We start from the raw sequence: 13,838 nt of genomic DNA, 5'->3' as shown, positions 1-13,838 counted from the left end.
CTCGCGGCCGGGCTCCCATTGTCGTGACTTGTGACGGTGGGTGCCTATCGGTCGCTCCGGTGCCGTAGCCGAATCCCTCGGCACGGCCATGTCCGCGGAGGCTCAACCGGACGAGAGACGACAATGGCGCTTCCTGAATTCTCCATGCGCCAGCTCCTGGAAGCTGGCGTGCACTTCGGGCATCAGTCCCACCGCTGGAACCCGAAGATGGCTCCCTTCATCTTCGGCACCCGCAACAACATCCACATCATCGATCTGGCCCAGACCGTGCCGGCGCTGCATCGCGCGCTGCAGGCGGTGTCCGACACCGTGGCCCGCGGCGGCCGCGTGCTGTTCGTCGGCACCAAGCGTCAGGCGGCGGATGCCGTGGCCGATGCGGCCAAGCGTTCGGCCCAGTACTACGTCAACTCCCGCTGGCTCGGCGGCATGCTGACGAACTGGAAGACTATTTCCCATTCGATCGCTCGCCTGAAGAAGCTGGAAGAGCTTCTGAACGCCGGCGAGGGCGTCGGCTACACCAAGAAGGAGCGCCTGACGCTCCAGCGCGAGAAGGAGAAGCTCGATCGCGCCCTTGGCGGTATCCGCGACATGGGCGGTATCCCGGACCTGCTGTTCGTGATCGACACCAACAAGGAAGACCTGGCCGTCGCCGAAGCGCGTCGCCTCGGCATTCCGGTCGCGGCGATCCTCGACACCAACTGCGATCCGGACGGTATCGCTTTCCCGGTGCCGGGCAATGACGACGCCGGCCGCGCGATCAACCTCTATTGCGACCTGATCGCCCGCGCCGCCATCGACGGCATCGGTCGCGCCCAGGGCGATCTCGGCATCGACATCGGCGCCGCCGATGCGCCGCTCGTCGAGGATCTGCCGGCCGAGACCGTCTGGTCGGGCTTCGAGCCGCTCTCCGGTCCGCGCGGCATTGCCGACGACCTGAAGAAGCTGACCGGCGTGTCGCCGGCGATCGAGAAGAAGCTGACCGATCTCGGCATCTTCCACTACTCGCAGATCGCTGGCCTGAATGCCGACGACGCTCACCGTCTCGGTGAGGAAGTCGGTCTTCCGGGCCGTGTCGACGGCTGGATCGCGCAGGCCAAGGAGCTGACCGCCGAGGTCGAGTGACCACGGCGCCGGTTTCGCAACGGCGTCACATGCGGGCGCCAAACGTTTGGGCGTCAGCCTTTGCATTGCACGGCCGGCCCGGAATTCCTCCGGCCGGCCGTGTCGTCGATTGATACAGAGATCGTTGAGGAACGGAACATGGCCAACATCACCGCGGGCATGGTGAAGGAGCTGCGCGACAAGACCGGCGCCGGCATGATGGACTGCAAGGCCGCGCTGAACGAGGTCGAGGGTGACATCGAGGCCGCCATCGACTGGCTGCGCAAGAAGGGCCTTGCCAAGGCCGCCAAGAAGGCCGGCCGCGTCGCGGCCGAGGGTCTGATCGGCGTCGCCATCGACGGCGGCAAGGGCGTCGTCGTCGAGGTGAACTCCGAGACCGACTTCGTGGCCCGCAACGAGCAGTTCCAGCAGCTGGTGCGCGGCATTGCCACCGTCGCGCTGACCGCTGGCGCCGATATCGAGGCGATCAAGGCCTCGACCTTCCCGGGCGGCGGCAAGGTCGAGGAGGTCCTCTCCTCCGCGGTTGCCACCATCGGCGAGCACATGACGCTGCGCCGCGCTGCCGCGCTCGAAGTCTCGCCGGGCGTCGTCGGCTCCTATGTTCACGGCTCGGTGGGCGATGGCCTCGGTAAGATCGGCGTGCTGGTCGCGCTCGAATCCGCCGGCAAGCCGGATGAGCTGGCCGCCCTCGGTCGCCAGATCGCTATGCACGTCGCCGCCGCCAACCCGCAGGCGCTCGACGCCGCCGGCATCGACCCTGAGGTCGTCGCCCGCGAGCGTGGCGTGCTGTTTGAGAAGGCCAAGGCCTCCGGCAAGCCGGACAACGTGGTCGAGAAGATCGTCGAGAGCGGCCTGAAGACCTTCTACAAGGAAGTCACGCTGCTTGAGCAGCCCTTCATCCACGAGCCGTCCAAGACGGTCGCCCAGGCGGTGAAGGAGAGCGAAGGCAAGGTCGGCGCGCCGATCAAGCTCGTTGCTTTCGTGCGCTTTGGCCTCGGTGAGGGCGTCGAGAAGCAGGAGAGCGACTTTGCCGCCGAAGTCGCCGCCGCGGCCGGCGTCTGAGACCTATCTTGCGTTGATAACGTCACGCCGGGCCGCCCAAGGGCTGTCCGGCGTGTTTTACTGTGCGCGCCGCTCGCGAGTCGCGCCAAGCCAGAGGTGCCTCATGTCGACCCCGCCAGACCGCAATGAACTCGCTTATGGGCGTGTCCTGGTGAAGGTTTCCGGCGAGGCGTTGATGGGGAGCGAGGCATTCGGCCTGCACTGGCCGACCATCGAGGGCATCGCGCAGGATCTCGTCGAGGCCCATTCTACGGGCGCCGAGATCGCCGTGGTGGTGGGTGGCGGCAATATCTTGCGCGGCGCCAGCGTGGCGGGGCAGGGGCTCGATCGCGCCACCGCCGACCATATGGGCATGCTGGCCACCGTGATGAACGCGCTGGCACTGGAGAAGGCGGTCGAGCAGGCCGGCAGCCCGGCACGCACGCTTTCCGCCATTCCCATGCCGACCATCTGCGAGCCCTATGCCCGCCAGACGGCCTCGCGCCACCTGTCGCGCGGGCGCATCGTGCTGCTGGCAGGCGGTACCGGCAACCCGTACTTCACCACCGACACGGGCGCCGTCCTGCGCGCCGCCGAGCTGGAATGCGACGCGGTGATGAAGGCGACCAATGTCGATGGCGTCTACACCGCCGATCCCAAGCGCGATCCCTCCGCGCGCCGCTACGACCGGCTGACCCACGACGAGGCGCTGGCAAAGGACCTGAAGGTGATGGACGCCGCAGCCTTCGCCCTCGCGCGCGAGGCGAAGCTGCCGATCATCGTCTTTTCCATCCGCGAGCCCGGTGCGATCGCGGCGGCCATTCGCGGCCAGGGGCGGGCGACGACGGTGGCGCCGTAGCGCCCCTCGAGGTGCCGGGTGCCGCGTACCGCTTGCCACGCGCGCCGTTAGGTTGGATATAGCCGCCAACCGGGAGCGGTCGGTCGCGTGCCGGACAGATAAGAGAAGAGGTTCGACATGAGCAGTGATCCGATCGACATCGCCGATCTGAAGCGGCGCATGCAGGGCGCCATCGGGGTCCTGAAGCAGGAACTGTCGGGCCTGCGCACCGGCCGTGCGTCGGCCAGCCTTCTGGAGCCGATCCAGGTCGATGCCTATGGCAGCCACATGCCGCTCAACCAGGTCGCCTCGGTGAACGTACCCGAGCCGCGCCTGCTGTCGGTGCAGGTCTGGGATCGCGGCATGGTCGCGGCGGTCGAGAAGGCGATCCGTGAATCCAATCTCGGCCTCAACCCGCAGACCGAAGGCCAGGTACTGCGCGTGCGCATTCCCGAGCTCACGCAGGAGCGCCGCCAGGAACTGGTCAAGGTCGCTCACAAATACGCCGAGGCGGCCCGAGTCTCGGTGCGCCATGTGCGCCGCGACGGCCTCGATTCGCTGAAGAAGGCGGAGAAGGACGGCGAGATGAGCTCGGACGATCTCGATCGTCTGGCCGATCAAGTGCAGAAGGCGACGGATCAGTCCATCACCGAGGTCGATCAGGTCCTGGCCGCCAAGGAAAAGGAAATCCTGGCGGTCTGACGTTCAGGTCCCGAGACGGGGGCCAGGTCCCGAAGGGGGGCTCCGTGAACCTTGCGAGGCTCGGCGTGCCGTCAGGGGCCGCCATCGAGACGGATACGCGGCAGGCGGCGATGGCCGGCGTGCCGCGTCACGTCGCGATCATCATGGACGGCAATGGCCGCTGGGCGAAGAGCCATGGCCTGCCCCGCTTCGAAGGTCATCGCCGGGGCGCCGAGGCGGTGCGGCGCAGCGTCACCGCCGCGCACGAGCTCGGAATCGAGGCGCTGACGCTCTACAGCTTCTCCAGTGAGAACTGGTCGCGTCCCGAGACGGAGATCGGCGAGCTGATGGGGCTGCTCAAGCGCTTCATCCGCTCCGACCTCCGGGACCTTCACGCCAAGAATGTGCGCCTGCGGATCATCGGGGAGGGGCACCCGACCGATTCCGAGGTGCAGGCGCTGCTCGACGAGGCGCAGGAACTGACCCGCAGCAACACCGGGGTCAAGCTGACGGTCGCCTTCAACTACGGTTCGCGGAACGAGATCGCGCGTGCCGCGCAACAGCTGGCCCGACAGGTCGCCGACGGCGTGCTGCGCCCGGAGGACATTACTCCGGAGCGTTTCTCCGATGCGCTCGACACCGCCGGCCTGCCGCCGCTCGATCTGGTGATCCGCACCAGCGGTGAGCAGCGGCTGTCGAATTTCCTGCTTTGGCAGGCCGCTTATGCCGAGCTGGTGTTCCTGCCCGTGTTCTGGCCGGATTTCGACCGGGACTGGATGGAGCGGGCGCTGGCCGAATATGGGCGGCGCGAGCGCCGCTTCGGCGGCGTCGAGGCGAGCGGAAGCTGAGCCGTTGCGGATCGGGGCCGATTTCCTGCCGCGCGCTTGCTCGGCCCTCGTGCTGGCGCCGATCGTGCTGCTGGTCGCCGGCTGGGGCGGGTGGGCCTTCGGCATTCTCGCCACGCTCGCGGCCCTGATCATCCTCTGGGAATGGCTGCGCATGATCGCGGCGAAGCCCAACACCGTGCTGCTCGTGATCGGCGGCGCGGCTCTCGTCGTGGCGGTGATGATGCTGGCCATCCGTCCGCCGCATATGGCCATGGCCATCGTCATTCTCGGCGCGGTCGCGACGGCGCTGATCGCCCGTGGCGGGCGCGAGAGGCGGCTCTGGGCGCCGTTCGGCCTCGTCTATGCCGGGGCTCTGGCACTGCCGGCGGTAATCCTGCGGGGGGACGCCACCTTCGGGCTGATCAGCCTGATCTGGCTGCTGGCCGTCGTCTGGTCCACTGATATCGCCGCCTATTTCTGCGGCCGCCTCATCGGCGGCCCGAAGCTCTGGCCACGGGTCAGCCCGAACAAGACATGGTCGGGCGCCATCGGCGGCACGCTCTTCGGCATGGTGGCGGGGATGGTGACGCTGTATGCCGCCGGCGTTCATTCAATCCTGCTCGCGGCGCCGGTGGCGCTTCTCGCCAGCGTGGCGAGCCAGGGGGGCGACCTGTTCGAATCGTCCATGAAGCGTCGCTTCGGCGTGAAGGATTCGAGCGCTCTGATTCCCGGCCATGGCGGGCTGATGGACCGGCTCGACGGCTTCATTGCCGCGGCGGCCCTCGCGCTGCTCATCGGCCTGCTGCGCGATCCCGACGCTCCGGCCCGCGGGCTGCTGCTATGGTGAGCGGCTGCTTCCCGACACGTGACTGCGACGCTATCACCCGACCCCCGCTATCTTGCGCGAGCGCCTGCGCTTAGCCCAAGTTCGCCTTAAAGCCGCCCTATGGATCACGGGTCGCGCATCCGGCGCGCCTCTCTAGGAATTCGCTGATGGAAATTCTCGCCTCGATGGGAGGCAATGCGAGCTGGCTTCTGGGCTATCTCGTGCCGTTCCTTTTCGTGCTCACGATCGTCGTCTTCTTCCATGAGCTGGGCCACTTCTGGGTGGCGCGGCGCGCGGGGGTGAAGGTGGTAGCCTTCTCCATCGGCTTCGGCCCGGAGATCGTCGGCTTCAACGACCGGCACGGTACGCGCTGGCGTCTTTCGGCGATTCCCCTCGGCGGCTACGTCAAGTTCCTGGGCGACGATAACGCGGCGAGCACGCCCGACCGTGGTGCGCTCGACAGCATGAGCGAGGAGGACCGCCGCGGCAGCTTCTTCCACAAGCCTGTCGGCGCCCGGGCCGCCATCGTCGCCGCCGGCCCCATCGCCAATTTCATCCTGGCCATCGTCATCTTTGCAGGGCTGTTCATGACGGTCGGCCGGCAGGTGACGACGCCGCAGGTCGATGCGGTGCAGGCGGGAAGCGCCGCCGAGCGGGCGGGTTTCCAGCCCAACGACCTGATTCTGACGATCGACGGCACGCCCATCGATTCTTTCGGTGACATGCAGCGCATCGTCAGCACCAAGGCCGACCAGAAGCTGGCGATCGAGGTGGAGCGCGGCGGCCAGCGTCTGACGCTGGAGGCCACGCCGGATCGCCGCGAGATCACCGACAGCTTCGGCAATGTCCAGCGCATCGGCGTGCTCGGCATCTCGCGCAACACGGCGGGCGGTCAGGTCAAGACGGAACGATTCGGTCCCGTCGAGGCCGTTGGCATGGCGACGAAGGAGGTGTGGTTCATCGTCGATCGCACCTTCAGCTATCTCGGCGGCGTGGTGACGGGGCGCGAATCCGCCGACCAGCTCGGCGGCCCGATCCGCATTGCCCAGGTCTCGGGGCAGGTCGCCACTTTCGGCTTCGCCGCGCTGCTGCAGCTCGCCGCCGTCCTGTCGGTCTCGATCGGACTTCTTAACCTCTTTCCGGTACCCCTCCTTGACGGTGGGCACCTGCTTTTCTACGCCATAGAAGCGCTGCGCGGACGTCCGCTCAGCGAGCGGGCGCAGGAGGTCGGATTCCGCATCGGTCTGGCGCTCGTCTTGATGCTGATGTTGTTTGCGACGTGGAACGATATTCTCAGTATATCAAAATCTTGAGCCGGATTCGGGCTGGCGTTGCCGACAGGCCACGCCGCCCGGAAAAGGCGTTGATGACGGCCCGTTCGGTTTGCAGCTTCTAGAAAAGTCTGTATCAACGGGATGCAGGGTGAGGATCGCCCGTTTGCGCGCCATGGTGCGTGCCGGCGGGCTGATCCCAGAACAACGGTAAGGTTGCGCACCAAATGGCTCGTTTCCGGTTCGTGAGTAAAATGGCCTCGGTCGTCGGTGTTGTTGCGCTGATGGCTGTGGCGGGGGTCGCCGGATCCGCCGTCGTGCCGGGTGCCGCAATGGCGCAATCGGCCAGCTCCATCATCGTCGAGGGCAATCGCCGCGTCGATGCGGACACTATCCGTTCCTATTTCCAGTCCAAGCCCGGTGAGCCGCTCACCGCGTCCCGCATCGACGAGGGGCTGAAGTCGCTCTACGCGACCGGCCTGTTCTCCGATGTCAATATCAGCCATCGCGGCGGCCGCCTCGTCGTGTCGGTGTCCGAGAACGAGGTGATCAACCGCGTCGCCTTCGAGGGCAACAAGAAGGTCAAGGACGACCAGCTTTCGATGGAAGTGCAGTCGAAGGCGCGCAGCCCGCTGTCGCGGACCACGGTCCAGGCCGACACGCAGCGCATCATCGACGTCTATCATCGCGCCGGCCGGTATGATGTGCGGGTCGAGCCCAAGACCATCGAGCGTGGCCAGGGTCGCGTCGATCTCGTCTTTGAGATCAAGGAAGGCGACAAGCTCGGCGTCGCGGAGATTCGCTTCGTCGGCAACAAGGCCTTTTCGGCTTACAAGCTCCGGGACGAGATCAGCACCACGGAGAGCAACTGGCTCTCCTGGCTGAAGAATACCGACATCTATGACGTCGATCGCATCAACACCGACCAGGAGCTGCTGCGCCGCTTCTACCTGAAGAACGGCTATGCGGATTTCCGCATCGTGTCGGTGACGGCCGATCTCGACCGCGCGCGTGACGGCTTCATCGTCACCTATGTCGTCGAGGAGGGCCCGCAGTACCGGGTCGGTACCGTCGATGTCGTCTCCGGCGTGAAGGACGTCGATGCGTCCCGCCTTCGGTCGGCTCTGCGCGTGTCGCCCGGTCAGGTCTACAATGCCGAGCTGGTCGAGAAGTCGGTCGAGAACGCCACTATCGAAGTGTCGAAGAGCGGCTATGCCTTCGCGCAGGTTCGTCCGCGTGGCGACCGCAATGTCGAAAACCGCACCATCTCGCTGATCTTCTCGGTTGAGGAAGGTCCGCGCGTCTACATCGAGCGCATCGAGATCCGTGGCAACACCCGTACCCGCGACTGGGTCATCCGCCGCGAGTTCGATCTCGCCGAGGGCGACGCCTATAATCGCGTGCTGGTCGACCGCGCCGAGCGCCGCCTGCGCAACCTCGGCTACTTCAAGGACGTCAAGATCAGCAACGAGCCCGGCACGGCGCCGGATCGCATCGTCCTGGTCGTGACCGTCGAGGATCAGCCGACGGGCGAGTTCTCGGTCTCGGGCGGTTACTCGAGCGCTGACGGCTTCATCGGCGAAGTGGCGATCTCGGAGAAGAACTTCCTCGGTCGCGGTCAGTATGTCCGTCTCGCCGGCCAGCTCGGTGAGAACGTGCAGGGCATCGACTTCAGCTTCACCGAGCCCTACTTCCTCGACTACCGCGTGGCCGCCGGCTTCGACCTCTTCTGGAAGGAGACCAGCGCGACCGACTACAGCCCGTACGACACGGAGACCGCGGGCGGCGTGCTGCGCGTGGCTCTGCCGCTCACCGACGAGCTGACCCTCGGCCTGCGCTACACGCTGTCGCAGAAGGAAATCACCATCGACTGGGCCGAGGAGTACCTGAACAACGTCTCCTGGGCGCTGCGTGAGGTGAACGGTGAGTCGGCGATCACCTCGGCGGTCGGCTATACGCTGACCTACAACATGCTCGACAATAACCGCGAGCCGACAAACGGTTATCTGCTCGAGCTGAAGCAGGATCTGGCCGGTCTCGGCGGTGACGTGAACTTCATCCGTTCGACCTTCGACGCACGGTGGTACCTGCCCGTCACCGGCGACTTCGTCCTGCTGCTGCGCGGCCAGGCCGGTAACATCTCGTCCTGGGGCGGCGAGGACCTGCGCATTCTCGACAACTTCTTCAAGGGTCCGGATCTGGTTCGCGGCTTCGCCCCGAATGGCATCGGCCCGCGCGACCTTGCCTCGGGCTATCTCGGGCAGGACATGGATGCGCTCGGCGGCACGCTCTACTGGGGCACCACGGCCGAAATCCAGTTCCCGCTCTCCTTCCTGCCGAAAGACTTCGGCCTGAAGGCTGCGGTGTTCGCGGATGCCGGTTCGCTGTGGGACTATCAGGGCAACACGACCTTCCCGGACATCGCCGGCTGGAACCTGCCGGAGAATCTCGTGGACTGCAGTGCCATCGCGGGTTCCAAGACCAAGGGCTTCGCCAATGTCTGCGTGGCCGACAGCGACGAGATCCGCTCCTCGGTCGGCGTCAGCCTGATCTGGAGCTCGCCCTTCGGTCCGCTGCGCTTCGACTACGCCTGGGCGCTGACCAAGGAGTGGTACGACGACATCCAGGAGTTCCGCTTCAGCGGCGGCACGCGCTTCTGATAAGCTGCCTCACGTCATGGTCTGCACGGCGGTCCGGTCACCCGGGCCGCTTGTGCGTTTTGCAAACAGGTTGACGGCCGGCAGGCGGCGATGAGCGATCCTTTCTTCCATCCGGCGCCGACGCCGCTCACCCTCGACGAGGTCTGCCAGCTCGTCGGGGCGACAGCAGGCGAGGGCGTTGATCTCTCCCGGCGGATCGCCAATGTGGCGTCGCTGGAGGAAGCCGGAGTCTCGGACCTCGCCTTCATGGACGGGGCGCGCCATGTCGCGGAGCTCACACGCACCCGCGCCGGCGCCTGCTTCGTTACCGAGCGCTTTGCCTCTCATGTCCCGGCCGGCACAGTGGCGTTGCGCGTCGGCAGGCCCTATGCGGCCTTCGTCGCCGTGGCCCGCCATCTCCATGAGGCGAGCCTGCGGCCGGGATCGGCCTTTGGCCAGGCCGGTGTCGCGGCTGGCGCGATGGTGCATCCGCAGGCCCGGCTGGAAGCCGACGTCACGGTCGATCCCGGCGCTGTAGTGGGGCCGGGCGCGGAGATCGGGGCGGGGAGCGTCATCGCCTCCGGCGCGGTCGTGGGCCCCGGCGTACGCATCGGCCGGAACTGCTCGATCGGTGCCGGGGTAAGCCTGCAGCATGCGCTGCTGGGCGACCGGGTGATCGTGCATCCCGGCGCCCGCATCGGGCAGGACGGGTTCGGCTATCTCGGCAGCGCCAAGGGCCATGCCAAGGTACCGCAGATCGGGCGCGTCGTCCTGCAGGACGATGTGGAGATCGGCGCGGGAACGGCGATCGACCGTGGCGGGCTGCGCGACACGGTGATCGGTGAAGGCACCAAGATCGACAATCTCGTCCAGATCGCGCACAACGTCGTCATCGGACGCCATTGCGTCATCGTCTCCCAGACCGGCATCGCGGGCAGCGCCACGCTTGGCGATTTCGTTATGCTGGGCGGGCAGGTCGGCGTGATCGGCCATATCAGGATCGGCGACGGTGCCCGTATCGCCGCATCGAGCAATGTGAAGGATGACGTGCCGCCGGGCGTGGAGTGGGGCGGTTCGCCCGCCAAGCCCATGCGCGAGTGGTTCCGCGAGGTCATGGCCGTTCAGCGCCTGGCGCGCGGCGACCGGCCGGCTGCCGGCGGCCGACAGGAGGGGCAGTGAAGGGAATGGACGTGCAGGCCGAAGCCACGAAGGAATCCGCCGCGCTCGGATCCGCCGACATACTGCGTATTCTGGCGGCGTTGCCGCATCGCTACCCCTTCCTCATGGTCGACAAGATCGTCGGCATCGAAGGGGACAAGAAGGCGATCGGCATCAAGAATGTTTCGGCCAACGAGCCGCATTTCCAGGGTCATTTCCCGGAGAATCCGGTTATGCCCGGCGTGCTCATCCTCGAAGGCATGGCGCAGACGGCGGGAACGATCTGTCTGCTGGAGCGCCAGGAAGATGGGCCGCCGTCGCTCGTCTATTTCATGACCATCGACAAGGCGAAGTTCCGCCGTCCGGTCGTTCCGGGCGATGTGCTGGAGTACCACATGACGCAGATGACGAAGCGCCGCAACATGTGGTGGTTCCGCGGCGAGGCGAAGGTCGACGGTCAGATCGTGGCCGAGGCCGAGGTTGGCGCCATGATCGCCCGCGGGGCAGCGAAATGACGTCATCCTCTGTTCGGATCGACCCGACGGCCCGCGTCGAGGATGGCGCGACGCTTGGCGAGGGCGTCGAGATCGGCCCGTTCTGCACGGTCGGCGCGCATGTCGTGCTCGGGGCCGGCGTGCGGCTGATCTCGCATGTCGCCGTGGCCGGTCGCACCACCATCGGCGAAGGAACGGTCGTCTATCCGTTCGCCTCGCTCGGCTTTCCCCCGCAGTCCTATCACTACAAGGGCGAGCCGAGCCGCCTCAGCATCGGCCGCAGTTGCGTGATCCGCGAACATGTGACGATGAATATCGGCACCGAGGGCGGCCACATGGAGACGGTGGTCGGCGAGGGCGGCATGTTCATGGTCGGCAGCCATATCGCGCATGACTGCGTGGTGGGCGCCCGCGCCGTGTTCGCCAACAACGCGACGCTTGCCGGCCACGTAACGGTCGGCGAGAACGTTTTCATTGGCGGCCTTTCCGCCGTGCACCAGTTCGTACGGATCGGCGACCAGTGCATCGTGGGCGGCATGTGCGGCGTTCGCCATGACCTCATCCCCTTCGGGGCGATGGTGGAGGGGCGCCCGGGGCTGGGCGGGCTCAACATCATCGGGCTGAAGCGACGCGGCTTCACGCGCCCGCAGATCCATGCGCTCCGCGCCGCCTATCGCGAGCTGTTCTATAGCGGGGGCACGCTGGCCGAGCGCACGGATCGCGTGGCGGAGCATTTTGCCGACGAAGCCCATGTGATGCACGTCGTCGACTTCGTCCGCAGCGCCGGCAAGCGGCGCCTGACCGTGCCCATCGACGCGGCCGACCATGTCGTCGAGCCTGAAGCGGCCTGAGCCGACACCACCCCACGCGCTGCCGGATGGAGCGGCGGCGCCCGCCGGCGCGCCGCTAGCCATCATCTGTGGTGGCGGCGCGTTTCCGCTGGCGGTCGCAGAGGCGGCCCGGCGTGCGGGGCGAGAGGTGGTTTTGTTTCCCGTGCGCGGCTTTGCGGATGCGTCCGTGGAGGCGTGGCCGCATGTATGGATCCACATCGGTCGTTTCGGCAGGCTCAAGAGCGAGATGCGGCGTCTCGGTTGCCGGGATGTGGTGTTCATCGGCAATGTGCTGCGCCCGCGCATCCGCGACATCCGCTTCGACTGGACCACGCTGACGCTGCTGCCGCAGGTGTTCCGCATGTTGCGCGGCGGTGACGACCACCTGCTGACCAGCCTCGGGCGCCTCTTCGAGGAATCCGGTTTCCGCCTCGTCGGGGCGCACGAGATTGCGCCGGAGATCCTCATCCCAGCGGGGCAACTCGGCTCTCTCGCCCCTGCCGCCGAGCAGATGGAGGACATCGCACTCGGTCGCCAGGCGCTTGCCGTCACCGGGCCGCTGGACATTGGCCAGGGGCTGGTGGTGATGAACCGGCATGTGGTCGCCGTGGAAGCGGCGGAGGGCACGGATCTCATGCTCGCGCGCGTGGCGGAACTGCGCGCCAATGGCCGTATCAAGGCGCCGCCGCGGTGTGGCGTACTGGTGAAGCGGCCCAAGGCCGGGCAGGATCGCCGGCTCGATCTGCCCTCCCTCGGCGTGCGCACGGTGGACGGCGCGGCGCGGGCGGGGCTTGCCGGCATCGCCGTCGAAGCCGGTGGCGTCATCGTCGCCGATGTCGACGCGCTGGTGCGCGCGGCCGATAGGGCCGGTATCTTCATCTACGCCTTCGAGCGCGACGGGGCAGGCGAGGCATGACCACGGACAAGCCGCTGGATGTCTTCATCGTGGCCGGCGAGGAATCGGGTGACGCGCTCGCTGCTGGCCTTATGGCGGAGCTGAAGGCGCTGCATCTCGGTGAGGTGCGTTTTCGCGGCGTCGGCGGCGCGCGCATGCAGGCGCAGGGGCTCGCCAGCCTCTTTCCCATGGAAGACATCACCGCCATGGGCTTCGCCCAGGTGATCGGCGGCCTGCCGCGTATCCTGCGCCGCATGCGTGAGACGGCGGAAGCCATCGTCGCGACGCCGCCGGACGTTCTCGTGATGGTCGACGCGCCGGACTTCACCCACCGCGTCGCGCACAAGGTCCGCGCCCGGCTGCCGAAACTGCCGATCGTGAAATACGTCGCCCCGACCGTGTGGGTCTGGCGGCCCGGCCGCGCGAAGGCGATGGCTCCGGACTTCGATCGGGTGCTGGCCCTGCTGCCCTTCGAGCCGGAGGCGATGCACGCGCTTGGCGGACCACCGACCACCTATGCCGGCCATCCGCTGCTCGGCGACCTGGAGCGGTTGCGACCGAATGCGGAGGAGGCCGCGCGCCGGGCAGCCAAGCCACCGGTTCTGCTGGTGCTTCCGGGAAGCCGGCGTGCCGAGCTCGCGCGGCTCGGCGCCACCTTCGGCGAGGTGCTGGGGCTGCTTCGCTCCCATGTTCCTGCCTTCGAACTGGTGCTGCCTACTCTTCCGCGTCGCCGGCAACAGGTCGAGGAAATGGTCGCGGCCTGGCCGGTGAAGCCGCGCATCGTCGTCGACGAGAACGAGAAGCTGGCGGCGTTCCGCAGCGCCCGGGCGGCGCTCGCCGCGTCCGGCACGGTGACGCTGGAGCTGGCGCTGGCCGGCATACCGACGGTCGCCGCCTATCGCGTGCCGTGGCTGGAGGGGCGCATCGCGCCGTACATCATCAAGGTGAAGACGGCCATCTTGCCGAATCTGATCCTCGGCGAGCCGGCGGTGCCGGAATATCTGCAATGGTACATCGATCCGCCCGCCATGGCGGCTCAACTCGCTCGGCTGATCGAGGGAGGCGATGAGCGGGAATCCCAACTCGCCGCCTTCAAACGGCTCGACGCCATGCTGGGCGAGGGAGGCGAACCGCCGAGCCGGCGCGCCGCCCGGACGGTGCTCGAGACGCTTGGCCTTTCCTTTCGCCCCGTAGCGTGAGGTGCCGGCCGGCATGG

13 protein-coding genes are annotated in these 13,838 nt (G+C 67.1%); all 13 read left to right on the top strand.

Annotated elements, in window-relative coordinates; translation table 11 throughout:
• Window positions 1-123: 123 nt before the first annotated feature.
• The 13 genes from STARVERO_RS07150 (at window position 124) to lpxB (ending at window position 13,821) form a co-directional block, all read left to right on the top strand.
• Window positions 124-1,122 carry a 30S ribosomal protein S2 gene (locus STARVERO_RS07150; protein WP_144343446.1) on the top strand — a complete coding sequence of 333 codons (999 nt, stop codon included), beginning with the start codon at window positions 124-126 and terminating at the stop codon, window positions 1,120-1,122.
• A 138-nt stretch (window positions 1,123-1,260) separates the two neighbouring features.
• Window positions 1,261-2,184 carry a translation elongation factor Ts gene (tsf, locus tag STARVERO_RS07145; protein WP_159598364.1) on the top strand — a complete coding sequence of 308 codons (924 nt, stop codon included), beginning with the start codon at window positions 1,261-1,263 and terminating at the stop codon, window positions 2,182-2,184.
• A gap of 103 nt (window positions 2,185-2,287) precedes the next feature.
• The gene (gene pyrH, locus STARVERO_RS07140) at window positions 2,288-3,022 is read left to right on the top strand and encodes a UMP kinase (RefSeq protein ID WP_144343448.1); all 735 of its coding nucleotides are present in this window, start codon (window positions 2,288-2,290) and stop codon (window positions 3,020-3,022) included.
• A 117-nt stretch (window positions 3,023-3,139) separates the two neighbouring features.
• A complete protein-coding gene (gene frr, locus STARVERO_RS07135; protein WP_144343449.1) occupies window positions 3,140-3,703 on the top strand; it encodes a ribosome recycling factor in 564 nt (187 codons plus the stop codon).
• A gap of 65 nt (window positions 3,704-3,768) precedes the next feature.
• The gene (locus STARVERO_RS07130) at window positions 3,769-4,530 is read left to right on the top strand and encodes an isoprenyl transferase (protein WP_280178151.1); all 762 of its coding nucleotides are present in this window, start codon (window positions 3,769-3,771) and stop codon (window positions 4,528-4,530) included.
• 4 nt (window positions 4,531-4,534) lie between these two features.
• Entirely contained in the window at window positions 4,535-5,356 is an 822-nt protein-coding gene (locus STARVERO_RS07125; RefSeq protein WP_159598363.1) for a phosphatidate cytidylyltransferase, read from the top strand.
• 146 nt (window positions 5,357-5,502) lie between these two features.
• A complete protein-coding gene (gene rseP / locus STARVERO_RS07120) occupies window positions 5,503-6,648 on the top strand; it encodes an RIP metalloprotease RseP (RefSeq protein ID WP_144343451.1) in 1,146 nt (381 codons plus the stop codon).
• 212 nt (window positions 6,649-6,860) lie between these two features.
• Entirely contained in the window at window positions 6,861-9,266 is a 2,406-nt protein-coding gene (gene bamA, locus STARVERO_RS07115; RefSeq protein ID WP_200837723.1) for an outer membrane protein assembly factor BamA, read from the top strand.
• Between the two features lie 90 nt (window positions 9,267-9,356).
• Window positions 9,357-10,424, top strand: coding sequence for a UDP-3-O-(3-hydroxymyristoyl)glucosamine N-acyltransferase (gene lpxD / locus STARVERO_RS07110; protein ID WP_159598361.1), 1,068 nt, complete (start codon window positions 9,357-9,359; stop codon window positions 10,422-10,424).
• Window positions 10,425-10,429: 5 nt separating this feature from the next.
• On the top strand, window positions 10,430-10,918 hold the full coding sequence (gene fabZ, locus STARVERO_RS07105) for a 3-hydroxyacyl-ACP dehydratase FabZ (protein ID WP_159601656.1): 489 nt from the start codon (window positions 10,430-10,432) through the stop codon (window positions 10,916-10,918).
• Window positions 10,915-11,748, top strand: a complete 834-nt coding sequence (gene lpxA, locus STARVERO_RS07100) for an acyl-ACP--UDP-N-acetylglucosamine O-acyltransferase (protein ID WP_159598360.1) — start codon at window positions 10,915-10,917, stop codon at window positions 11,746-11,748. Before fabZ ends, lpxA begins: the two co-directional genes overlap by 4 nt.
• Window positions 11,723-12,643, top strand: coding sequence for an LpxI family protein (locus STARVERO_RS07095; RefSeq protein ID WP_159598359.1), 921 nt, complete (start codon window positions 11,723-11,725; stop codon window positions 12,641-12,643). The genes lpxA and STARVERO_RS07095 overlap by 26 nt, the downstream gene beginning before the upstream one ends.
• Window positions 12,640-13,821, top strand: coding sequence for a lipid-A-disaccharide synthase (gene lpxB / locus STARVERO_RS07090; RefSeq protein WP_159598358.1), 1,182 nt, complete (start codon window positions 12,640-12,642; stop codon window positions 13,819-13,821). Before STARVERO_RS07095 ends, lpxB begins: the two co-directional genes overlap by 4 nt.
• The last annotated feature ends 17 nt before the right edge of the window (window positions 13,822-13,838 follow it).

The organism is Starkeya nomas (assembly GCF_902703545.1).
In the GTDB taxonomy this organism is placed as follows: domain Bacteria; phylum Pseudomonadota; class Alphaproteobacteria; order Rhizobiales; family Xanthobacteraceae; genus Ancylobacter; species Ancylobacter moscoviensis.
The sequence above is the reverse complement of the archived record's forward strand: the minus strand, read 5'-3'. Positions and strand labels throughout refer to the sequence as shown.